A 22,240-nucleotide genomic window follows, 5' to 3' on the forward strand; every position below is an offset into this window, starting at 1 on the left:
ATGCCTCCTGGTGATCGGTGGGGCAGCGGGTCAGAGGGCGAAGCGGCGCTCGGCCAGGGCCTGCAGGGGTCGCCAGAACAGGCGGTTGACCCCGACGACGTACAGGCTCATGACGACTACGCCGATCAGGATCCGGGGCCCGTCGCCGGCGGCGGTGGCCTGCGCGATGTACGCGCCGAGCCCGGTGGCGGTGAGCGTGACCGGTCCGTAGGTCACGACCTCGGCGACGATCGAGGCGTTCCAGGCGCCACCCGCGGCGGTGATCCCGCCGGTGACGTAGCCGGGGAACACCGCGGGCAGCGCCAGCCGGCGCCACCACAGCGAGCGCGGCAGCCCGAGGTCGGCCGCGGCCTCGCGCAGGTCGTGCGGGATCGCCGACGCCGCGGCGATCACGTTGAACAGGATGTACCACTGCGCACCCAGGCTCATCAGCACGATCCCGCCCCAGTCCAGGCTCACCCCGGTCGCCAGGAGCACCCCGGTGACCAGTGGGAACAGGAAGTTCGCCGGGAACGAGGCCAGTACCTGCACCACCGGCTGCGCGAGCCGGGACACCCGTGGGTTCATGCCGATCCACACCCCGACCGGCACCCACACCACCGTCGCTACGACGACGAGCAGCACCACCCGGCCGAACGTGACCAGCCCCAGCAGCAGGGCGTGCCCGACCTCGCCGAACCCGACCGTCGCCGCGACGTAACCGGCCATCCGGACCAGGGCGTAGGCGAGCACGGCCGCCCCCGCCGCCCCCAGCACGACGTCACCGGCCCGCCGGCGCACGGCCGACACCCGCAGCGGGTGCTCGGCGCGGCCGAACACCGCCATGGCCCGGTCGAGCGGCCCGACCAGCCGCCCCGCGACCCGGCCGACCGCCCGCGGGACGAGGGAGCGGCGGAGCAGGTCCAGCACCACGCTGCGGGGTGCCTCGGCGGGCGCGGAGTCGCCGATCCGGAACCGCTCCGCCCAGGCCGTGAGCGGCCGCCAGAACAGCACGTTCACCCCGACGACCATGACCACCATGACGACGACGGCGAGCAGCACCCGGCCCGGGTCGGCGTCGGCCGTCGCGGTGGCCACGTAGGCACCGATACCGGGCAGCACGTAGGAGTGCCCGTCCACGGTCAGTGCCTCCGAGGCGACCAGGAAGAACCAGCCGCCGCCGAAGCTCATCATGCCGTTCCAGACCAGCGGGATCATCCCGCCGGGCACGTCGACCCGCCAGAACCGCTGCCACTTCGACAGCCGCAGCAGCCGCGCCGCCTCGTCCAGCTCACGGGGCTGGGACACCAGCGACCGGTGGAAGGCGAACGCCATGTTCCAGGCCTGCGAGGTGAAGATCGCGAAGATCGACGCGCACTCCAGGCCCAGCTCCGAGCCGGGGAACAGGGCGAGGAAGCCGGTGACCGTGATCGACAGGAACCCCAGGATCGGCACCGACTGCAGGATGTCGAGCGCCGGCAGGAGCACCGCCTCCGCGCGCGGCAGCCGGGCCGCGGCGGTGGCGTAGACGAAGGTGAACAGCACCGACAGCACGAGCGCGGCGAACATCCGCAGCAGCGAGCGGGCGGCGTAGTAGGGCAGCTCGGCCGGGTCGGTCGAGAGGCGCGACGGCGCGGTGGCCGGGTCGAACGGGACGTCGATCCCGTGCGAGACCCGCACCAGTGCGTACAGCAGGGCGGCGGCCCCGGCCAGCACGGCGACGTCGACGAGGCCCTGCCGCGGCCGGGCCAGTGCCTCCCGGGAGGGGAACACGCGCAGCACCACGACGGTCTCCTTTCTCCGCCTGCGGGCGGGGTCAGCGTGCGGCGCCGGTGTCCCGGGCCGGGGTCCGCACGTCCCACCGGACGCTGGTGACCGAGGGCTCCAGCGACAGCCGGCTGACCGCCGACTCCATCTGGGTGTCGTCACGGTGGTCGGCGGCCAGGTCGGCCCGGACCTCGACGTAGCCGTCGGTGTCGGTGTTGGCCGAGCGGACCGAGGCGAGCCGGAAGTCGGTGCGCCCGAGTGCCTGGACCAGCAGCGCCCGGACGTGGGCCTCGGCGTCGTCGCGGGTGACGGCGTGGAAGCTGTAGACGGTCGGGGTCTCGTCGCCGGACTCCGGGCGGCGGTCGATGGCCCGCCCCAGCGGGCGCAGCGCCAGGTTCACCAGCACCACGACGCCGGTCCCCGCGGCGGCGACCGGGTAGAGCCCGGCCCCGGACAGCGCTCCGACGGCGGCGGAGCACCACAGGGTCGCCGCGGTGTTGAGCCCGCGGACGGTCATCCCGTCGCGCAGGATCACCCCGGCGCCGAGGAACCCGATGCCGGACACGATCTGGGCCGCCACCCGGGTGGGATCGGCACTGCCGGTGTCGGACAGCCCACCGAAGCCGTGTGCGGACAGCAGGACGAACAGGGTCGCGCCGACGGCGACCAGGGCGTTGGTGCGCAGGCCGGCCATCCGCGCCCGGTACTGGCGCTCGAAGCCGATCACCGTGCCCAGGCCGACACCGGCCCCCAGGCGCAGCAGCATCTCGACGGTCGTCATCACGTACTCGCTCTCGTTGCGCAGGAGAGGTCCGCCGGCCGCGGCCGGGCACACGTCGATGCCGGTCGGCGCAGCATGCGACGACCGGCCGTGTGGGGGCGGCGGTGACGGACGGAGAGGTGGGAGACGCGCGGCAGGGGACGCCGCGCGGACGAAGCGGCCGTTGTGGACGGCGGACGCGGGCACGTGGCCCGGAGCTCAGCCCGGGAGTTCCCGGTGCAGCGGCCGGCAGTCCGTGCGGCCGCACCTACTGTGCTCGTCGTCGGACATCCGGCTCACCTCCCTCGTGGACAGTCGGGGACCAGTGAACCGTACCGAGCTGCAACGTTCAAACGGTTGTGAGAATGTTTGACGCTCGTCACCCCGTCGCGGAAGGAGACCGTTGACCCCCGATCCCCCGTCGCAGGACCTGTTGCACGACACCGCCTCCGCCTTCGGCATGCTCTCGGCCACCGTCCGGCTGCACATCATGTGGCTGCTGGCCGACGGCGAGCGCGACGTCGGCGCCCTCGCCGAGGAGCTCGGCCAGTCCGTCGCGACGGTCAGCCACCACCTGGGCAAGCTCAAGGCGGCCGGGTGGGTCCGCGTCCGCCGCCAGGGCCGCCACCGCGTCTACCTGGCCGACGACGACGGCGTGATCGACATCGTGCGCCGCGCCGTCGCGCACCAGCAGACCCTGCGCCACGCCCCGGCCGGTCGCCGGTCACGCGGCGCCTGAGTGTCGGTCCCCTGCCCTACGGTCGCCGGCGTGCCCACCGAACCGGTCCCGCGCCCCGCCGACCTGGACGCCGTCCGCGCGTCCTACGACCGCGTCGCCGACAACTACGTCGCGATGGTCGTCGACACCGGGATCGGGGACGTCCGCGCCCATCCCTGGCTGCGCGCCGCGATGGACGTGTTCGCCGACGACGTCGCCGGCCGCGGGCCGGTCCTCGACGTCGGCTGCGGGCCGGGGCAGGTCACCGCCTACCTGGTGGAGCGCGGGGTGGACGCCTCGGGTGTGGACCTGTCCCCCGCGATGGTCGCCCACGCCCGTCGCCTGCACCCGCACTGCTCGTTCGCGGTCGGTTCGGCCACCGAGCTCGACGTGCCCGACGACTCGCTCGCCGGCGTGCTCGGGTGGTGGTCGCTGTTCAACCTGCCCCGTGACGTCCTGCCGCACGTCCTGGCCTCCTTCGCCCGGGCGCTGGCCCCGGGCGGACGACTGATCCTGGCCACCCACGCCGGCGATGGCGACCTCGTCCGCACCGAGGGCTACGGCGGCGTCCCGGTCACCTGGACCACGCACCTGTGGCGGCCCGAGCGGCTCCGCGCGCTCGTCGAGGACACCGGGCTGCGCACCGAGGCCGAGCTCCGCTTCCCCGCCGAGGGGGCGAGCGGGTCGGGCGTGGTGCTCGTGGCCGCGGCGCCGCAACCGGCAGGATGACCCCGTGACCGCCCCCGTGCCCGACCGCACCACGGTCCCCGGTGCCGAGCTGCTCGCACCGCAGGTCGACCTGCCGCTGACGCCGGAGGAGGCCGCCTACGTCGCGGCCGCCCGCTCTCCGAACACCCGCCGCGGCTACGCCTCGGACTGGCGCGAGTTCAGCGGCTGGTGCGCCCGGAACGGCCACGCGCCACTGCCCGCCGCCCCCGAGGCGCTGTCCGGCTACATCACCGAGCTCGCCGGGGCCGGGGCCAAGGTCGGGACCATCAGCCGTCGATTGTCCTCGATCCGCTTCGTCCACGTCATGCGCGACCTGCCCGACCCCACCGACGCCCGCCGCGTCACCGCCGTGTGGGAGGGCATCCGCCGTACCCACGGCGCGCCGCCGGTCCGGGCCCGCGCCCTCATGCCGCCCGATCTCGACGACGTCGTCGCCGCGTGCGGGTCCGGGACCGACCTCGCCGGCCTGCGCGACCGGGCCCTGCTGCTGGTCGGGTTCTTCTCCGCGCTGCGCCGCTCCGAGCTGGCCGGACTCACCGTCGCCGACGTCGCCGAGCACCCCCGCGGCCGCGTCCTGTCGATCCCCCGGTCCAAGACCAACCCGTACGGCACCGAGCCCGAGCTCGTGGTCCTCCCGCACGCGCACCGGGCCGCGCGCTGCCCGGTCACCGCGCTGCGGACCTGGCTCGAGGCCGCCGGGATCACCGAGGGCCCGGTGCTGCGCAAGGTCACCCGTGGCAACCGGGTCACCGACCGCCCGCTGCACCCGGAGTCGGTCAACGAGATCGTCCAGCGTGCGGTCGCCCGCGCCGGCATCGGCCCCGGCCCCTGGTCGGCGCACTCCCTGCGCGCGGGCCACGTCACCTACGCCCACCAGCGCGGCGCCTCCGACCGGGCCATCGCCCACCAGACCCGGCACCGCTCCCTGGCCACCGTGGGCACCTACATCCGTGTCGACAACGCCTGGGAGGACAACTCGGCCGCCCTGCTGGCAGGGTTGTAGCGGTGCCTCTCCACCCACCGATCGAGCCCTACGACACGGGCGTCCTCACCACCGACGACGGCCAGGCCCTGTACTGGGAGACCTGTGGGAACCCCGACGGACGCCCGGTGCTGTACCTGCACGGCGGCCCCGGCTCGGGCTGCTCGGCCGGGGCACGCCGGTACTTCGACCCCGAGCGGTACCGGATCGTGCTGTTCGACCAGCGCGGCTGCGGCCGCAGCAGGCCGCTCGCGTCCGACCCCGACGTCGACCTGGAACGCACCCCGACCACCCGGCTGCTGCTCGACGACATCGAGCGGCTCCGCGAGCTGCTGGCGATCCCCTCCTGGGTCGTGAAGGGCGGTTCCTGGGGCAGCACCCTCGCGTTGGCCTACGCCCAGGCCCACCCGCAGCGGGTCGAGGCGCTACTGCTCGCCGCCGTCGCGACGACGACCGAGCGGGAGGTCCGCTGGATCACCGAGGACATGCGCCGCATCTTCCCCGCCGCCTGGGACCGCTTCGCCGAGGCCGTGCCCGCCCCGCTGCGCGGCACCCGCCTCGTCGACGCCTACGCGACCCTGCTCGCCGACCCCGACCCGGCCGTCCGCGAGCACGCAGCCCGCGAGTGGTGCCGCTGGGAGGACGTCCACGTCTCCCTCGTCCCGGGGTACCGGCCGAGCAGCCGCTACGAGGACCCGGCGTTCCGGCTCGTGTTCGCCCGGCTGGTCACGCACTACTGGCGGCACGCCGCGTTCCTCCCCGACGGCGCCCTGCTCGACGGGGCGACCCGGCTCGCCGGCATCCCCGGGAGCATGGTCCACGGCCGCTACGACGTCAGCGGGCCCCCGGACATCCCCTGGGACCTGCACCGGCGCTGGCCCGGCAGCGAGCTGCGGATCATCGACGACGCCGGGCACGGTGGTGCCGGAGCGTTCACCGACGCCGTCGTCGACGCCCTCGACCGGGCCGCCGACCTGCCCCGCTGACCCGGACCGACCACACCGCACATCGCACGGGAGATCCCGCAGCCCGGGCTCCCCGGCCGGCGCCGACTCCCCCGGCTCCTGGCGGTGTGGTTGTCGTCGTTTCGTCGACGATCTGTTGGCGTCAATGAATCATTGTCATCGGAGGTCAGGACACGATCCGACGGTCGGCGAGGAGACCGCGCGATGCGCTCCGGCACGGCGGGATGCGGCGCGGCGGGATGCGGCGTGGGCGCGGCGGCATCACCGAGGGCCCGACAGGAGCACCGCCTCCGCACGCGGCAGCCGGGCCGCACCATGCCGACGACTTGTTCCCGCAGCTCGGCGATGCCGGGAACACCATCCGTGCAGGTCCCCCTGCGTGGGGCCGCCACGCTCCCGGCGACGGGCCCCGCGCCGGACCCCGCGGAGTCCGGCCACCCCTCCCCCGTCTCCACGTCCGGCAGGTGTCGCCGTTCGATTGACCACGCGCGGGCGTCAATGATTCCTTGACAAGGTGGGCGGGACGCCGTGGCCGCCGGGACGGCGGACCTGGTGTGACGCCGGGCCTTGACCTGAACCTCGATCGAGGTCGCAGGCTCTCGCGAGAACCCCGTCAGAGGAGCATCCGATGGACCTCACCCCGCCCGTCTCCTGGTTCGAGCAGGCCTACCGCGACGGCGATCCGCCCTGGGTCATCGACGAGCCGCAGCCGGCCGTCGTCGCGCTGGCCCGCGACGGCGCCGTCACCGGGACCGTCCTCGACCCCGGGTGCGGCACCGGCGAGCACACGATCCTGCTGGCTGGGCTCGGGTACGACGTGCTCGGCGCCGACGCCGCCCCGACCGCGGTGCACCGGGCACGCGAGCGCGCCGCGGCCGCGGGGGTGGACGCGCGGTTCGTCGTCGCCGACGCACTCGCCCCGGACGGCCTCGGCCCGTTCGACACGGTGGTCGACAGTGCCCTGTTCCACCTGTTCGACCCCGCTGACCAGGCCCGCTACGCCCGCGCGCTGGCCGGGATCGTGCGCCCCGGCGGCGTCGTGCACGTGCTCGCCCTGGCCCGGACCGGCGCCGCCGCCGAGTTCGGCCCGGTGATCGACGCGGCCGACGTCCGCACCGCGTTCACCGGTCCGGACTGGTCGGTGGAGACCGTCACACCGGCGTCGTACCGGGGAGTCGTGACCGCCGCCCTGGCGCAGGCCTACGGTGAGCCGGCCGGGACCAGGGTCGAGGTCCCCGCCCACCTCGCCCGGGTACGGCGCCGCTGATCAGCCCGACCGGGCGGGCCGCCGCTGCGGCACACAGCAGTCGACCGCACAGGGTGCCCCGTTGCGGGTGCACCCCGCCGACGGGCCGCTGCCCAGCCGCCGGGCGGGCGCGTCGTCGGTGTGCTCCCGCACGAGCTCGACCACCATGTCGGCGAACCGCGGGTCGGGCCCGGCGGTGGCGGCCCGGGCGAACCCCATGCCGTGCTCGGCGGCACGCTCGGCGGCCTCGTTGTCGAGGTCCCACACGACCTCGACGTGGTCGGACACGAACCCGACCGGCGCGACGACGACCGCGGGCACACCCTTGGCGTGCAGGTCGTCGATGTGGTCGACGATGTCGGGCTCCAGCCACGGCACCTGCGGCGGACCGGAGCGGGACTGCCAGACGACGTCGAACTCGTCGACGCCCAGCTCGGCGGCGACCAGCGCGGCGGCCTCGGCGACCTGCCGGGAGTAGCGGTGCCCGCCGTCGGCCGGGGTCCCGGCCGCCGCGTCGGCGGAGGTGGGGATGGAGTGCGCCGTGAACACCAGCCGCGCCGCCTCGCGCCGGTCCTCGGGCAGCTGCGCCCACGCCGTCCGCACGGCGTCGGCGTTGGCGCGCACGAAGTCCGGGTGGTCGTAGAAGTGGCGCAGCTTGACCAGCTCGGGCGCCGCCTCGCCGACGGCGTCGCGGGCCCGGGCGATGTCCTCGTGGTACTGGCGGCAGGCGGAGTAGCCGCCGTAGGCGCTGGTCGCGAACACCAGTGCCCGCTCGACGCCGGCCTCGGCCATCTCGCGCACGGTGTCCTCGGCGAAGGGCCGCCAGTTGCGGTTGCCGAAGTACACCGGCAGCTCGGTGCGCGCGGCGATCGACGCGATCAGCTCGCGGTTGCGGGCGTTGATCGGCGAGACCCCGCCGAAGTGCTGATAGTGCTCCTCGACGGCGTCGAGGCGCTCCGGCGGGACCCCGCGGCCCCGGGTCACGTTCTCCAGGAACGGGCGGACCTCGTCGGGGGCCTCGGGGCCGCCGAAGCTGAGCACCAGGATGGCATCGGGGTCGGGGCAGGACTGTTCGGGCACGACCCGATTATCGACGCCTTCCCGCGGGCGCGCTCCCCGGCCTCACACGCCGACGGCGTGCACCCCGCCGTCGGCCATGATCATCGATCCGGTGGTGGTCGGCATCCAGTCCGACAGTGCGGCGCACACGGTCTTCGCGACCGGCACCGGGTCGTTCATGTCCCAGCCGAGCGGGGCACGCTTGTCCCACACGTCCTCGAACGCGGCGAAGCCCGGGATCGACTTGGCGGCCATCGTCTTCACCGGGCCGGCGGCGACCAGGTTGACCCGGATGCCGTCGCGGCCCAGGTCGCGGGCCAGGTAGCGGGTGACCGACTCCAGCGCCGACTTCGCGACGCCCATCCAGTCGTAGGCGGGCCAGGCCTGACGGTTGTCGAAGTCCATGCCGACGATCGAGCTGCCCGGACCGAGCAGCGGCTTGCACGCCATCGCCAGCGACTTCAGCGAGAACGCCGACACCTGGATCGTGGTGGCGACGTCCTCCCACTGCGCGTTCAGGAACGCACCCTCCCCCAGCGCACCCGCCGGGGCGAACCCGATCGAGTGCAGCACGCCGTCGAGGCGGGGCTCCTCGCCCAGGTGCGGGGTGATCCGCTCGACGAGCGAGTCCAGCTGCTCCTGGTTCGACACGTCCAGCTCGACGACCGGGGCGGGCTTCGGCAGCCGCATCGCGATCCGCTCGACCAGCCGCATCCGGCCGAAGCCGGTGAGCACGACCTCGGCGCCCTGCTCCTGGGCGATCTTGGCGGAGTGGAAGGCCAGCGAGGCATCGGTGATCACACCGGTGATCAGCAGCCGCTTGCCGTCGAGCAGTCCCATGACGTCCTTTCGAGAGTTCTGCGGGGGCCCGGACCCGGGGCCCGGTGTCGGTGTTCGCGCGTGAGCGCCGATCAGTGCCCCATGCTCAGTGCCCCATGCCCAGGCCGCCGTCGACCGGGACGACCGCCCCGGTGACGTAGCCGGCGCCGGGCGAGGCGAGGAAGGCGACGACCGAGGCGATCTCGCCGGCGTCGGCGTAGCGGGAGAGCGGGATGGTCCCGAGGATCTCCTCGCGCCGCTTCTCGGGCAGCGCGCGGGTCATGTCGGTGTCGACGAAGCCGGGGGCGACGACGTTCGCGGTGATGCCGCGGCTGCCGAGCTCGCGGGCGACCGAGCGCGCGAGGCCGACGAGCCCGGACTTGGAGGCGGCGTAGTTGACCTGCCCGGCCGACCCGGAGAGGCCCACGACCGACGACACGAAGATCATGCGGCCCTTCTTGGCCTTCAGCATCCCGCGCGAGGCCCGCTTCGCGACCCGGTAGGCGGCGGTGAGGTTGGCGTCGACGACCCGGGTGAAGGACTCCTCGGACATCCGCATGAGCAGGCCGTCGTCGGTGATGCCGGCGTTGGACACCAGCACCTCGACCGGTCCGTGGGCGGCCTCGACCTCGGTGAACGCGGCGTCGACGGACTCGGCGTCGGTGACGTCGCAGTGCACCGGCAAGAGCCCGTCGGGGATGTCGTCCTTCCCCGAGCGGTAGGTCACCGCCACCTGGTCGCCCTCGGCCGCGAACGCCTGCGCGATCGCCAGGCCGATGCCGCGGTTTCCTCCGGTCACGAGCACGCTGCGTCCCACGGGGGGTGAACCTAACGCACTACCGGTCGGTACCCGCGAGCGGAGATCACCCTCACGGCAGCCGCCTGCCGAGCAGGATGCCCGCACCGAGCCCGCCGATCAGCAGCACGAACCCGCCGATCATCCACGGTCTGCTCGCGTCGACCTCGCGCTCCTCGTAGCCGAGCTCCTCGGACAGGTCGGAGTAGACCGCGCGCAGCTCGGACTCGGTGGCGGCGGTGAAGAACCGGCCACCGGCGAGCTGCGCGATGCGCTCCATCGAGGCGTCGTCGACGGGGACGGGGGTGCGTCCGCCGTCGAGCTCGATCGTGCCGTAGCTGGTGCCGAAGGAGATCGTGGACACCGGGATGCCGCGGTTGCGCGCCTCGGCGGCCGCGGTGAACGAGCCGCGCGGCTCGTTCTCCCCGTCCGGACCCGGCACGGTCTGGGTGCCGTCGGAGAGAAGCACGATCCGCGCCGGAGGCGGCACCCCCTCCGCGTCCGGGCCGCCCTGCAGCGACCGGGAGAACGTGTCGATGGACTGCATCGCCGTGAAGATCGCCTCGCCGGTCGCGGTGGACTCGGCGAGCTGCAGGTTGTCGACGCCGTTCTTGACCGCGCTGCGGTCGGTCGTCGGCGAGACGAGCACCGCCGCGGTCCCGGCGAACGACACCAGCCCGAGGTTGACGCCGGGGGTCAGCTGGTCGGCGAACTGCTTGGCCGCGGCCTGCGCGGCGGCGAGCCGGGTCGGCGCGACGTCGGTGGCCTTCATCGACAGCGACACGTCGATCACCAGCATCACCGTGGCCCGGTTCCGCGGCACCTTCGCCATCGCCTGTGGCCCGGCGAGCGCCACGGTGAGCACCGCCAGCGCCGCGATCAACGCGATCGCGGGAAGGTGCCGCCACCGGCCCGGCCGCTTCGGGGCGACCGACTCCAGCAGCTCCAGGTTGGTGAACCGTACGACGTCGCGACGGCGCCGGCGCAGCAGCCACACGTAGGCGACCGCCAGCGCGGCGACGACGAGCAGCCCGAGCAGCCACCAGGGGGCGGTGAACGTCACGCGGGCCTCCGCGGGGCCGCAGTTCCGTCGGGCGGGAACGCTGCGCCGTTGCGCGGGGCCGCTGCGCCGTTGCCCGAGAACGCGGCGCCGCTGCGTGGGGCCGCTGTGCCGTTGCGCGGAGACGCGGTGTGCTTGCGGGCGACGGCGAACCGCACGATGTCGGCCACCCAGTCGGTGTCGGTGCGCAGGGTCAGGTGCCCGGCCCCGCAGCGACGCAGCGCCGCGGCCACCCGGTCGCGGTGCTCGGAGGCGGCGGCGGCGAACTCGCGGCGCAGCAGCGGTGTGGTGTCGACCTCGCGCTGACGCCCGGTCTCGGGGTCGGCCAGCACGACGGTCCCGACGTCGGGCAGCTCCAGCTCCCGCGGGTCGACGACCTCGATGGCGAGGAGCTCGTGGCGCGCCGAGAGCGCCCGCAGCGACCGCTCCCAGGTGGGCTCGCCGAGGAAGTCCGAGACCACCACGACCAGCCCGCGCCGGCGCGGGGGGCGGCGCAGCTCGTCGAGTGCGCCCGACAGGTCACCGCGGGTGCCCTCGGGCGCCGACGGCATCGTCGCGACCCGGCGGACCAGGCCACGGGCGTGCGCCAGGCCACCGCGGGCGGGCAGCCGCAGCGTCGACTCCCCGTTCGCGACGACGGCGCCGAGCCGGTTGCCGCCCCCGGTCGTCAGCTGGGCGACCGCGGTCAGCCCGGCCAGCGCCAGGTGCCGCTTGTCGGTGCGGGCGGTGCCGTAGTCGATGCTGCGCGACAGGTCCACCACCGCCCAGGTCTCCAGCTCGCGGTCGGCGACGGTCTCGCGCACGTGCGGGGCGGTCGTGCGGGCGGTGACCGACCAGTCCATCCGGCGGACGTCGTCACCGGGCTGGTACGGGCGCGCGTCACCGGGCTCGGTGCCGGGGCCGGGCAGCAGCCCGATGTGGTTGCCCTGGAGCAGGCCGTCCAGCCGGCGCCGGACGGTGAGCTCCAGGGTCCGCAGGGAGGCCTCGAGCCGGACGAGGTCGGCGGACCCCGCCGTCACGCCGGACCCTGGCCGGCACCCGGTGCGGGCGGCCACGCCGACGGCGCACCCTCGGGCGCTCCCCCGGGCCGGGCGCTGACCTGCGGCAACGGCACGGTCTGCAGGACCCGGGTGACGATGTGGTCGACCGGCACCTGGTCGGCGATCGCGTCGTAGGACAGCACGAGGCGGTGCCGCAGCACGTCCGGGGCGACCTCCAGCACGTCTTGCGGCAGAACGTAGTCGCGGCCACGCACCAGGGCCAGCGCGCGGGCGGCGGACACGATGCCCAGCGACGCACGCGGCGAGGCCCCGTAGGCGATCCAGGACGCGACGTCGGACAGGCCGTGCTCGGACGGCAGCCGGGTCGCGACGACCAGCCGCACGACGTAGTCGACCAGGGCGTGGTGCACGAACACGTCCGCCGCGGTGCGCTGCAGCCGGACCAGCTCGTCGGGGGTGAGGACCTGGGAGGCCACCGGTGGGGTGGACCCCATCCGGTAGATGATCTCCCGTTCCTCCTCGACCCCCGGGTACTCGATGATCAGCTTGAACAGGAAGCGGTCGCGTTGGGCCTCGGGCAGCGGGTAGACGCCCTCGTTCTCGATCGGGTTCTGGGTGGCGAGCACGAGGAACGGGTCGGGCATCGGGTGGTCGCGACCGGCGAGGGAGAGCTTGCGCTCGGCCATCACCTCGAGCATCGCCGACTGCACCTTCGCCGGGGCGCGGTTGATCTCGTCGGCCAGCACGAAGTTCGCGACGACCGGGCCGAGCTCGACGTCGAACTCCTCCCTGCCCTGCCGGTAGATCCGGGTGCCGAGGATGTCGGCGGGCACCAGGTCGGGGGTGAACTGCAGCCGGGAGAAGCTCCCCCCGACGACCCGGGCGAAGGTCTCCACCGCGAGGGTCTTCGCGACGCCGGGGACGCCCTCCAGCAGCAGGTGCCCCTTCGCGAGCAGACCCACCAGCATCCGCTCGACGAGCCGGTCCTGGCCGACGATCACCCGCTTCACCTCGAGTACCGCACGCTCGAGCCGCTCGGCGTCGCGGGCGGGGGTGATCGGGTCCGGGCCGGTCGAGGCAGTCGTGCTCACGGTGCCATCCCACCGTGTCGGCCGTGTGGATCCGGTGAGGCGTGCCGCTCCCCGCCCGCCAGCGGGCCGACCGCAGGGTCCTGCGCGGTGAACCGGAGCGTCATCGCCAGGTAGTCGCGCAGCGGCACGGTCCGCGGTGCCGCCCGGTGCCGGGTCCAGACCGCGTTCGCCCGGGCCGGGGTCAGGTCGTGGGCGTGCGCGACGACGGCCCGCGCCTCGCCCGGACCGATCTCGCGACCGGCCAGCGCGGCGAGGGCCGCGGCCAGCTCGGCGGCGCGGTCGTCGTCCACGGCCCCAGCAGAGCAGACACCCCCGACAGTTCCGGGCCGCTCACTCCACCAGCAGGAACACAATGGCCGCGACCCCGATCACGACGATCGCGCTCCGCAGCACCGCGGGCGACAGCCTGCGCCCGACCTTCGCGCCGAGCAGCCCGCCGACGATCGAGCTGACCGCGATGATCCCGACGACCCTCCAGTCGACCGGCGCGACGACGGCGTAGATGGCCCCCGCGACGATGTTCACGACCGAGGCGAGGGTGTTCTTGAAGGCGTTGAGCCGCTGCAGCGGGTCCGCGAGGAGCAGCCCCATGACCCCGACCAGCATGATCCCCTGTGCGGCGGTGAAGTAGCCGCCGTAGACGCCCACCAGGAACACCAGCAGGTAGAGCACCGGTGAGCCGGACCGGTCGGGACGCGGCCGGTCCCGCAGCCGGCGGGCCAGCAGCGGTTGCACGGCGACCAGCAGCACCGAGGTGCCGACCAGGACCGGCACGATCGTCTCGAACGCGTCCGGCGGCAGCGACAGCAGCAGCGCCGCGCCGACGACCGCCCCGAGGAACGACGCGACGGCGTACTTCGCGAGCCGGCGACCGTGCCCGGCCCACTCCCTGCGGTAGCCGACGGCGCCGGTGATCGACCCCGTGATCAGGCCGATGGCGTTCGACGTCGTCGCCGTCACCGGCGGGAAGCCGAGCGCCACCAGCACCGGGAAGGTCACCAGCGTCCCGGACCCGACGACGGTGTTGATCAACCCCGCCCAGACTCCGGCCAGCGCGATGACCCCGACCTCCCACCACTGCATCGGGCCACCCTACGAACCGCACGGCGGACGACCCGCCGCCCGTGTCTGCGTAGGGCTTACGCACAGTGCGTAGGTGTCTCTACGACGTGCGTGGCATGATCCACGCCGTGACCGTCGACGACCCCCGCTGGGCCGCTCCCCCGGCCCCGGCGCGACGGACGCTGGACCGCGGGTCCGTCGTCGCCACGGCGCTGCGCCTCGCCGACACCGACGGCCTGGCCGCGGTGTCGATGCCGCGGCTGGCCCGGGAGCTGGGGTCGGCGCCGATGTCGCTGTACCGGCACGTGCCCGGCAAGGACGCGCTGGTCGACCTCGTCCTGGACGCCGCGCTGGGCGAGCCGCCGGACCTGGCGGGCTGCGGGCTTCGGCTGGGGTGCGAGATCTGGGCGTCCGCCCTGCGCGAGGTGCTCGACGAGCACCCGTGGGCCGTCGGGCTGCTCGCCGGTCCCCGCGCCACCGGCCCGGCCGAGTGCGCGTGGGCGGAGGCGCTGCTCGCGCACGTCGTCGGGGCGGGGCATCCGCTGCACGCGGCCGTGGAGGTGCTGCACCTGCTGCACGGCTACGTGCGGGGGGCGGCGGCCCTGGCCGGGGACCGCCTGCCCACCCTCGACGACGTCCGTCGCTCCGGCCGGTCCGAGCAGCTGCCGGTGCTGTCCCGGCTGCTCGGCGGCGCGGTGGTGCGCGGACCCGGTGGCGGCGAGCCGCTGTTCGAGTCCGGGCTGCGTCGCACCCTCGACGTCGTCGAGGCCGGGCTCCGGCCCTGATCAGCCGGCCGTACCGAGCTCGAGGCGCGGCCAGTCGGCCAGGTCGCGCAGCAGCTGCCGGTCGTGGGTGGCGACGACGACGGCCGCCGAGGTGTCCCGCACCATCGCGGTGAGCTCGTCCACCAGCCGCGCCGACAAGTGGTTGGTCGGCTCGTCGAGCAGCAGCGTCGTCGGGCGCGCCGCGAGGGTCACGGCCAGGTCGAGCCGTCGTCGCTGCCCCTCCGACAGCCGTCCGACCGGCGTCCGCAACGCCGCCGCGTCGAGCAGGCCGTGAGCACCGCCGCCGGCCTGCTCCAGCACGGCGCGCGCGGGCCACCGCGGGTCGAGCACCGCGGTCTCCTGCCCCAGCCGGACGACCCGGGCGCCGCCCGCGGTGCGCACCGCCCCGGTGTCCGGGTCGAGTGCTCCCGCCAGCACGGCGAGCAGTGTCGACTTCCCGGCCCCGTTCGGCCCGGTCACGAGCAGCCGGTCGCCCCCGTCGAGGACCAGGTCGACCGGGCCGGCGAGGCGGTCCCGCACGCCGATCCCTTGCGCGCGCAACTGCGGCGCGCCCGGTCGCACGTCGAGGTCGGGCCTACGCAGCGACGACGGCGGCACCGGCACGTCGACCCGGTGCGCGTCGAGCTCGGCGCGGCGGCGCTGCAGTGCCTGCACCACGCCGGGAGCCCGCGACTGGCGGGCGTGCTTGCCGGTCCCCTTGTCCGGGCGCCAGCCGGTCGAGAGCCGGTCCCGGGCGGTGGCGACGGCCTCGACGAGGCGGCGGTGCTCGGCCTGCTGCTCGGCGTACGCGGCCTCCCATGCACTGCGGGCCCGGTCGCGGGCGGTCACCCAGCCGTCGTAGCCGCCCGCGGTGAGCCGGGGCGCGCCGTCACGGGTCGGGTCGAGGTCGCAGAACTCCTCGGCGACCTCGCGCAGCAGGGCCCGGTCGTGACTGACCACGGCAAGTCCGCCCGGGTACGCACGCAGGGTGCGGGTCAGGAAGTCCAGACCGCCCGCGTCGAGGTGGTTGGTGGGCTCGTCGAGGAGCAGGACGTCGTGGCGGGCGCCGAGCAGGCACGCCAGCCGCACCCGGTGGCGCTGCCCCACCGACAGGGTCTCCAGCGGCCGGTCGCGGTCGGTGCAGGCGCCGAGTGCGTCCAGCGCGACGTCGATGCGGCGTTCGGCGTCCCAGGCGTCGAGCCGGGTCGCGGTGTCCAGGGCGGCGGCGAACCGGTCGTCGGCGCCGGGCGCACCGTCGGTGAGCGCCCCGGTCGCCGCGTCGAGCTCGCGCAGCGCCGTCCGCGGGGCGGCGAGCGACTCCGCGGTGAGCGTGCCGACGGTCTCGCCGTCACGGGCGGGCACCTCCTGGCGGACCAGGGCGACGGTCCCGGCGCGGTGCACGGTGCCGGAGTCCGGGACGATCACGCCGGCGAGGACGTGCAGGAGCGTGGACTTGCCCCGGCCGTTCTCCCCGACCACGGCGAGGCGTGACCGGGCGGAGACGGTGAGGGTCACGCCGGCGAGGACGCGGTGCGATCCGCGGGTGACGACGATGTCCTCGGCGCGCACGTGGGCGGACGCGCCGGCGTCGAGGGTGGGGAGGAGGGACGAGGGTTCGGGGGTGGTGTGCACGAGAGGCTCCGCGGCATCCGAGATCGGAGCCGGGCAGCACGGAGTGCGCCGCCCGGCGGGGACCGGGACGGCGGACGCGGTGGTTGCTTCGCGGGACGAAGAGGTGGGCGCCGCCGTCAGCGGGCGGTGCGGACCTTCTGCGACCAGATTCCTCGTGCCATGGTTCGAGCCTACCCGTCGGCAGGTGGGTGCGTCGTCCGGCTTCGGGCGCGCTCACCCGTCCCGGTCACCCACCGCCCCGGCGGCCCGAACAGCGCTCAGATCCCCCGCCGACGCGCCCGCAGCAGGACGACGACCATGACGACCAGCCCCAGCGCCCCGGCCACCGGGAGCGGGAACCCGGTGCGGAACGACCACCACGGGTGCACGATGTCAAACCCGGCCCGCAGGGCCCACACGACCGCGAGCACCACGCCGGCGGCGGTGACACCGAGCAGCACGGCCAGGGTGGTCTCCACCGCCTGGGCCTCGCTGCGTTCCCGGTGCCGCTCCACGACACCACCCTGCCCGATCCGCGCGATGCCCAGAAGGGTTCGACGGGATCAGAAGGGCACGAGGGCGGCACCATGGTCGGCGCCGTGGTCGGCCCCGGAGGGCAACGGATCGGTGAAGGCCCGGTAGTCGAACGGCTGCGTCGTCGCCCGACGGCCGCACGGTGCCACCCAGGTCAGGCTGCCGTCGCGCCCGGCGAGCACCTGCCAGCCGGGAGCGTCCTTCAACGCGTGGTCGGCCCGGCACAGCCCGAACAGGTTCTCCGCACTCGTCGGCCCGTTCCCGGCCGCCCAGGGCCGGTGGTGGTCGAGGTCGCGGACCCGGCGGCTGCACGCGGGACCGCGACAGGTGCCGTCTCGTGCCCGGACGTGGTCGGCCATCGCGACCGGCGGGCGGTAGCGCGTCCGTCCGACGTCGAGCAGCATGCCCGACAGCGGGTCGGTCACCAACCGCTGCCACACACTGCCTGCGGCGAAGGCCCGGGCGAGGTCCGCGGGGATCGGACCGTGCCCGACCAGCTCGGCCGGCGCCGCGCCTCCCATCAGCGTGCTGAGCGGGACCACGACCTGGATCAGCGGACGACGACCCACCACCTCCCCCGGGTCCGGCTTCGCCGCGAGCACCTGCGCGACCGCGGCGAGCAGGGTGCCGTCCTCGGCACCCTCAGCGGCCGCACCGAGCGCGTCCCGGACCGTACCGACGTCGGTGAGCGTCAGCGTGCCCTGCAGCAGCTGGTGGGCGAGGTCGACGCGCTTCTGGTCCAGGGTCCGGTCGTCGCACGGGTCGTCGAGGGAACGCGCGAGCCGGTCGACGCACTGCCACGACGCCTCGACCTGCGCGGCGGTGCCGCCCAGCCACAGCGACCCCATGCCGTCGTCCCCCGGGGAGACCGACATCCGCCGCTCCGAACGGGCCCGTTCGTGACGCTCGCGGGCGCCGTCCGGGCCGATCCGGGCGATGTGGCGGCGCAGCCGCTCCCGGAGCAACCGCCGGTGCGCTGCGGGGCGCCCGGGAGGACGGCGGCCTGCACCCGTCGGGCACGCTCGTCGTCGAGGACGAGGGTCGACGACGAGATCGCCTCGGCCGCAGCCTGGTCGATCCGCCCCGACTCCCACTCCGCCAGGGTCTCCGGCAGCACCCTGGCGAACCGCTGCGCCTGACCGATCAGCGACCGGGCGTGGTCGCGCGGGACCCGCAGCACGATCGCCACCTGGTCCGGCAACCATCGCGCGACGGGCTGCGACGCACGCGGGTCCGCTCCGGGCGGTGCGGCACTCGTCCTGGTCGGGTGCCGCTCCGCGACCTCCGCGACCGAGCGCATCCGCAGGGCGGTCGAGCGGCGCACCCAGTGCTCGGCGCCCTCGAGGACGTCGAGCACCTGCAGGTCGGTGAGCCGGTCGGGCAGCGCCCCGGCGACCAGGCAGCGCAATGCGGCCCACGCCACGTCGTCGATCCCGCCGGACGGGTCGGGCGGCTGCTCGGGCCCGCACATCTCGCCGCACAGATCGGCCGCGAGACCGTGCGGACACCGGGTCGCCTCCTCCACCGCCTCACGGCGGCGTCGGTGCTCGATCCAGGCCGGGTCGTCACCGGGGTCGACGGACGTCCAGGCCATCACGGTCTCGATCATACGTTCGATTATATCCCCCTGAGATGCTGTCTTCCAGGTCGTTCGGCGCTCGGGCACGGCCGTCCGACGCACCCGTCCGGCGGGCGGGCTCGTCGACCCACCCCCGCCCGCCGATCCCAGCGAGCCCCTACGCCGACACCCTCTGCACCGCCACCCGCGAGCAGCGCGCCCTCACACCGCCACCGGCACCCGACCCCGGGCCGGCGCGGACGCCACCAGCACCCCGCCGACCACCACCGCCCCGGCGACCAGCTCGATCACCGACGGCCGCTCCCCCAGCAGCACCATCGCCAGGCTCATCCCGACCACCGGCACGAGCAGCGAGTGCGGCGCGACGAGCCCGGCCGGGTAGCGGCGCATCAACCCGGTCCAGATCCCGGCGGCCAGCACGGTCGCGACCAGCGACAGGTACACGAGCGCGGCCAGCCCCGCGACGCCGTCGGGGGTCACCATCGCGACGACGTCGCCCCACGCGCCCGGCCCCTCCACCACGGCCGAGGCGGCCAGCAGCGGCACCGGCGGCACGACGGTCATCCACAGCGTCAGGTGCAGCGGGTTCACCGCCTCGCCCTCGCGCTGGGCCAGGCGGCTGCACAGGTTCCCGGCCGCCCAGCCGAGTGCGCCGAGCAGGGTCAACACCACGGGCAGCAACGCCGCGGACTGTGCCCGGGCCACCGCGATGCACCCCAGACCGACGACGGCGACGCCGATCCCGGCCCACTGCCGCGGCGTCACCCGCTCGCGCAGCAACAGCGCGCCCAGCACCAGCGTGAACGGCCCCGACGCCTGCAGCACCAGCGACGCGAGCCCGGTCGGCATCCCGGCGTACATACCCAGGAACAGGAAGAGGAACTGCACCGTGCCGAACCCGAGCCCGTAGCCGACGAGCCAGCGCAGCGGCACCCGCGGCCGCGGTACGAGCAGCACCGTCGGCACCGCGAGCACGAGCATCCGCAGCCCGGCGAGGAACAGCGGCTGGAAGTGTTCCAGGCCGACGTGGATGGCGATGAAGTTGGCGCCCCACAACACGGCGACGACGACGGCGAGCAGACGGTCCCGAACGGTCACGGGTCCACGCTGCCGCCCCCTGACCGTACAGACCAGCGATGAGAAGTGAAACGATGTTGTAGCGTTCCTTCATGGACGTGCGTCGGCTCCGGATCCTGCGCGAGCTCGCCGACCGCGGCTCGGTCACCGCCGTCGCCGCGGCACTGAACTTCACCCCGTCCGCGGTGTCCCAGCAGCTCAAGACCTTGTCGCGGGAGGCTGGCCTGGAGCTGACCGCGCCGGACGGCCGTGGTCTGCGGCTCACCGCGGCCGGGCGGGCCGTCGTCGACGGGGCGCAGGAGGTGCTCGACGCGCTGGGCCGGCTGGAGGAGACCGCCGCGGGACTGCGCGAGCAGCCGCTGGGGACGGTGCGGGTGGTGTTCTTCCCGTCCGCGGCCCGGCTGCTCCTGCCCGGTCTGCTGCACCGGGCGTCGGCCCATCCCGGGCTCGCGCTGTCCTGCCGGGACCTCGACCTGCGTCCGGAGGAGGTGCCGGCCGCGGCGGCCGACGCCGACGTCGTCGTCACCCACCACGACGAACGGCTCGACCCGTTCGGCACCGGCCGGCTCACCGTGCACCCGCTCCTGCGCGAGCCCCTCGACGTCGCGCTCCCCCCGGACCACCCGCTGGCCCACCGTGCCGAGGTGCACCTGCCCGAGCTCGTCGACGCCGACTGGATCTCGGTCGCCGTCGGCTGGCCGGTCGACGACGTGCTGAGTTCGCTGTCCCTGGTGACCGGCACCGTGCCGCGGGTGGTGCAGCGGATCAACGACTTCTCGGTCACCGAGGAGCTCGTCGCGCACGGGCACGGCGTCGCGCTGCTGCCCCGCTACTCCACCGACCACCGCGACGGCGCCCGGCTCGCGCTGCGCCCGCTCGCGGGGGTGCGGGCCGCCCGCCTGGTGCGCGCCGTGACCCGCGGTGCGGTGACCCGGCCCGCGGTACGGCTGGTGCTCGACGAGCTCGCCGCGGAGGCCGCGGCGGTCAGAGCAGCCGGGTGACCTTGTTCAGTCCGGCGTAGCGGACCGGGGTGACCCGCACGGTCGCACCCGAGTACGGAGCCTCCAGCATCTTGCCGTCGCCGAGGTAGATGGCGATGTGGTGGGTGCGACCGCCCTCGGCCCAGGACAGCATGTCCCCGCGCCGCATGTCCGAGATCGGCACCAGCCGCCCGGCGTTGGCCTGGTTCCCGCTGTAGCGGGGCAGGTAGATGCCGACCCCGGCGAAGGCGAACTGCATCAGCCCCGAGCAGTCGAAGCCGACCTTGCGGAAGTCGCCGTGGGCGTCGGCGACGCCGCCGTCGCGGATGCCGCGGGTCGGTCCGCGCGTGTTGCCGCCACCCCAGGCGTAGATGGTGCCGAGCTGGGCCATCGCCCGGTCGATCACGGTCTCGATCGCCGCCGTCCCGGTGCGCCGCGGCGCGGGACCCGCCGACGGCGCGGACTCCTGCGCAACCCGCGACGCCGCCTCCTCCCTGGCCCGCCGGTCGGCCTCGGCCTGGAGCCGGGCCTGTTCGGCCCGCCACGCCTCGTAGCGCTGGCGCTGGGCGCGCAGCCCGGCGTCGGCGTTCTCGGCGGCGTCGAGCCGGGACTGCACGTCGGTGCGTTCGGCGTGCACCGCGTCGAGCCGGGTCTGCTGGGCGTCGGCGGCCGCGACGGCCTCGTCGACGGCGGCGTCGGCCGCCGCGGACGCCTGCTCGGCGTCGGCGCGACGCCGGTCGGCCTCCTCCTGCGCCGCGCGGGCGAGGGAGTCGGCGTTGGCCTGGGCGATGCGGGCCTGCTGGAGCTGCTCCAGGACGGCAGCCTGGTCCTCGCTCAGCGCGTCGGTGAGCCGGGCCCGGTCCATCAGGTCCTGCGGGTCGGTCGCCCGGGAGAGCAGGCCGAGCGGGCCCAGGTCGAGGCCGTGGGTGTAGACGTCGCCGACGAACGCGTCGATCCGGGTCCGGGCGTCGTCGACGGCGCGACCCGCAGCCTCGGTCGCGGCGCGGGCGTCGGCGGCCCGGGCCGCGGCGGTCTCGGCCTCGCGACCGGCGGCGTCGGCGGTGTCCCGGGCGGCGAGTGCCTCCTCGTTGCGCCCCGCGACCTCCATCTGCAGCTGCTCGGCCTGTGCGTCGAGCTCGGCGAGGCGGGCGGTGAGCCTGCCGACCTCGGCCGCCCGGTCCTGCACCGACTGGCGGCTGCGCTCCAGCTCGTCGTCGCCGGGGTTGGGCGGCGGCGGGGGCGGAGGCTGCGCCGGGAGCACCGCAGCAATGGGCACGGCGGCGGTGGGCACGATGGTCGCGGCCGCACCCACCCCGGGCGAGGCCAGTGCAACCGCCACGAGCACGGCCACCACGACGAGGGTCGCCGACGGCTGGCGCGTCACGGGGAGGTCCTTCCGGGGAGCGGGGCGGGATCGACAGGGGAGCTCGACCGGCAACACTGCCACTCGCGTCACCCGAATCCCGTGCGACACACCGGACTCGTCCATCACACGAGCGACCCCACGCCCCCGACGGCTCCGCGACTCCGGCCACACCCGGCTCGCCAGGCTTATAGGACAGGCGTACTGTTTACCTCACGAGGGTCCGCGCTGCTGCCGACACGGCGGTGCGCGAGACTCCGACACGACGCAGGTGAGCCCCTCCTCCCCCGCGAGGCGG

Annotated in this window: 22 protein-coding genes; 7 read left to right on the plus strand and 15 right to left on the minus strand. The window is 74.8% G+C overall.

Going from position 1 to position 22,240, the window contains the following annotated elements; all coding sequences use genetic code 11:
* Nucleotides 1-30: 30 nt before the first annotated feature.
* Complete coding sequence (locus Ae505Ps2_RS22875) at nucleotides 31-1,764, minus strand: ABC transporter permease subunit (protein WP_249265328.1); 1,734 nt, start codon at nucleotides 1,762-1,764, stop codon at nucleotides 31-33.
* 31 nt (nucleotides 1,765-1,795) lie between these two features.
* The gene (locus tag Ae505Ps2_RS22880) at nucleotides 1,796-2,527 is read right to left on the minus strand and encodes an MgtC/SapB family protein (protein WP_043281833.1); all 732 of its coding nucleotides are present in this window, start codon (nucleotides 2,525-2,527) and stop codon (nucleotides 1,796-1,798) included.
* Between the two features lie 382 nt (nucleotides 2,528-2,909).
* Between Ae505Ps2_RS22880 and Ae505Ps2_RS22885 the strand changes: the two genes are divergently transcribed.
* The 5 genes from Ae505Ps2_RS22885 to Ae505Ps2_RS22905 all read left to right on the plus strand — a co-directional run bounded on the left by Ae505Ps2_RS22885 (nucleotide 2,910) and on the right by Ae505Ps2_RS22905 (nucleotide 7,167).
* Entirely contained in the window at nucleotides 2,910-3,245 is a 336-nt protein-coding gene (locus tag Ae505Ps2_RS22885) for a metalloregulator ArsR/SmtB family transcription factor (protein ID WP_075306213.1), read from the plus strand.
* 30 nt (nucleotides 3,246-3,275) lie between these two features.
* Nucleotides 3,276-3,953 carry a class I SAM-dependent methyltransferase gene (locus tag Ae505Ps2_RS22890; RefSeq protein WP_075553974.1) on the plus strand — a complete coding sequence of 226 codons (678 nt, stop codon included), beginning with the start codon at nucleotides 3,276-3,278 and terminating at the stop codon, nucleotides 3,951-3,953.
* A gap of 4 nt (nucleotides 3,954-3,957) precedes the next feature.
* Nucleotides 3,958-4,956 (plus strand): site-specific integrase, encoded by a 999-nt coding sequence (locus Ae505Ps2_RS22895; protein WP_083695952.1) that lies wholly within the window; start codon nucleotides 3,958-3,960, stop codon nucleotides 4,954-4,956.
* 2 nt (nucleotides 4,957-4,958) lie between these two features.
* Nucleotides 4,959-5,921: a prolyl aminopeptidase gene (gene pip / locus Ae505Ps2_RS22900; RefSeq protein WP_075306211.1), complete on the plus strand. Its 963-nt coding sequence runs from the start codon at nucleotides 4,959-4,961 to the stop codon at nucleotides 5,919-5,921.
* Between the two features lie 607 nt (nucleotides 5,922-6,528).
* The gene (locus tag Ae505Ps2_RS22905) at nucleotides 6,529-7,167 is read left to right on the plus strand and encodes a class I SAM-dependent methyltransferase (protein WP_075306209.1); all 639 of its coding nucleotides are present in this window, start codon (nucleotides 6,529-6,531) and stop codon (nucleotides 7,165-7,167) included.
* Here the strand turns inward: Ae505Ps2_RS22905 and Ae505Ps2_RS22910 are convergent, their stop codons facing one another.
* The 8 genes from Ae505Ps2_RS22910 to Ae505Ps2_RS22945 all read right to left on the minus strand — a co-directional run bounded on the left by Ae505Ps2_RS22910 (nucleotide 7,168) and on the right by Ae505Ps2_RS22945 (nucleotide 14,055).
* A complete protein-coding gene (locus Ae505Ps2_RS22910) occupies nucleotides 7,168-8,226 on the minus strand; it encodes a ferrochelatase (protein WP_075306208.1) in 1,059 nt (352 codons plus the stop codon).
* A gap of 42 nt (nucleotides 8,227-8,268) precedes the next feature.
* Nucleotides 8,269-9,045, minus strand: coding sequence for an enoyl-ACP reductase FabI (gene fabI / locus Ae505Ps2_RS22915; protein WP_020627584.1), 777 nt, complete (start codon nucleotides 9,043-9,045; stop codon nucleotides 8,269-8,271).
* Between the two features lie 85 nt (nucleotides 9,046-9,130).
* A complete protein-coding gene (fabG, locus tag Ae505Ps2_RS22920) occupies nucleotides 9,131-9,841 on the minus strand; it encodes a 3-oxoacyl-ACP reductase FabG (RefSeq protein ID WP_020627585.1) in 711 nt (236 codons plus the stop codon).
* Between the two features lie 52 nt (nucleotides 9,842-9,893).
* Nucleotides 9,894-10,883, minus strand: a complete 990-nt coding sequence (locus Ae505Ps2_RS22925; RefSeq protein WP_075553975.1) for a VWA domain-containing protein — start codon at nucleotides 10,881-10,883, stop codon at nucleotides 9,894-9,896.
* Nucleotides 10,880-11,899, minus strand: a complete 1,020-nt coding sequence (locus Ae505Ps2_RS22930) for a DUF58 domain-containing protein (RefSeq protein WP_233147551.1) — start codon at nucleotides 11,897-11,899, stop codon at nucleotides 10,880-10,882. Before Ae505Ps2_RS22930 ends, Ae505Ps2_RS22925 begins: the two co-directional genes overlap by 4 nt.
* Complete coding sequence (locus Ae505Ps2_RS22935) at nucleotides 11,896-12,972, minus strand: MoxR family ATPase (RefSeq protein ID WP_075306204.1); 1,077 nt, start codon at nucleotides 12,970-12,972, stop codon at nucleotides 11,896-11,898. The genes Ae505Ps2_RS22930 and Ae505Ps2_RS22935 overlap by 4 nt, the downstream gene beginning before the upstream one ends.
* Nucleotides 12,969-13,262 (minus strand): hypothetical protein, encoded by a 294-nt coding sequence (locus Ae505Ps2_RS22940; RefSeq protein WP_075306202.1) that lies wholly within the window; start codon nucleotides 13,260-13,262, stop codon nucleotides 12,969-12,971. Before Ae505Ps2_RS22940 ends, Ae505Ps2_RS22935 begins: the two co-directional genes overlap by 4 nt.
* 40 nt (nucleotides 13,263-13,302) lie before the next feature.
* Complete coding sequence (locus Ae505Ps2_RS22945; RefSeq protein WP_075306200.1) at nucleotides 13,303-14,055, minus strand: sulfite exporter TauE/SafE family protein; 753 nt, start codon at nucleotides 14,053-14,055, stop codon at nucleotides 13,303-13,305.
* 95 nt (nucleotides 14,056-14,150) lie between these two features.
* Between Ae505Ps2_RS22945 and Ae505Ps2_RS22950 the strand changes: the two genes are divergently transcribed.
* Nucleotides 14,151-14,819, plus strand: coding sequence for a TetR/AcrR family transcriptional regulator (locus Ae505Ps2_RS22950; protein WP_020627770.1), 669 nt, complete (start codon nucleotides 14,151-14,153; stop codon nucleotides 14,817-14,819).
* Here Ae505Ps2_RS22950 and Ae505Ps2_RS22955 read toward each other — a convergent pair whose 3' ends face one another.
* The 4 genes from Ae505Ps2_RS22955 to Ae505Ps2_RS22970 all read right to left on the minus strand — a co-directional run bounded on the left by Ae505Ps2_RS22955 (nucleotide 14,820) and on the right by Ae505Ps2_RS22970 (nucleotide 19,620).
* The gene (locus Ae505Ps2_RS22955; RefSeq protein WP_075553976.1) at nucleotides 14,820-16,430 is read right to left on the minus strand and encodes an ABC-F family ATP-binding cassette domain-containing protein; all 1,611 of its coding nucleotides are present in this window, start codon (nucleotides 16,428-16,430) and stop codon (nucleotides 14,820-14,822) included.
* 257 nt (nucleotides 16,431-16,687) lie between these two features.
* Nucleotides 16,688-16,924 carry a hypothetical protein gene (locus Ae505Ps2_RS22960; protein ID WP_075306197.1) on the minus strand — a complete coding sequence of 79 codons (237 nt, stop codon included), beginning with the start codon at nucleotides 16,922-16,924 and terminating at the stop codon, nucleotides 16,688-16,690.
* A gap of 48 nt (nucleotides 16,925-16,972) precedes the next feature.
* On the minus strand, nucleotides 16,973-17,818 hold the full coding sequence (locus Ae505Ps2_RS32120) for an HNH endonuclease signature motif containing protein (protein WP_212567661.1): 846 nt from the start codon (nucleotides 17,816-17,818) through the stop codon (nucleotides 16,973-16,975).
* A 905-nt stretch (nucleotides 17,819-18,723) separates the two neighbouring features.
* Nucleotides 18,724-19,620, minus strand: coding sequence for an EamA family transporter (locus Ae505Ps2_RS22970; protein ID WP_075306193.1), 897 nt, complete (start codon nucleotides 19,618-19,620; stop codon nucleotides 18,724-18,726).
* 71 nt (nucleotides 19,621-19,691) lie between these two features.
* On the opposite strand from Ae505Ps2_RS22970, the gene Ae505Ps2_RS22975 reads away from it, so the two are divergent.
* A complete protein-coding gene (locus tag Ae505Ps2_RS22975) occupies nucleotides 19,692-20,600 on the plus strand; it encodes a LysR family transcriptional regulator (protein ID WP_075333468.1) in 909 nt (302 codons plus the stop codon).
* Here the strand turns inward: Ae505Ps2_RS22975 and Ae505Ps2_RS22980 are convergent.
* Nucleotides 20,584-21,963, minus strand: a complete 1,380-nt coding sequence (locus tag Ae505Ps2_RS22980) for an NlpC/P60 family protein (protein WP_084786403.1) — start codon at nucleotides 21,961-21,963, stop codon at nucleotides 20,584-20,586. The genes Ae505Ps2_RS22975 and Ae505Ps2_RS22980 overlap by 17 nt on opposite strands.
* Between the last annotated feature and the right edge of the window lie 277 nt (nucleotides 21,964-22,240).

The sequence above is a fragment of the Pseudonocardia sp. Ae505_Ps2 genome (genome assembly GCF_001932425.1).
Lineage (GTDB): Bacteria > Actinomycetota > Actinomycetes > Mycobacteriales > Pseudonocardiaceae > Pseudonocardia.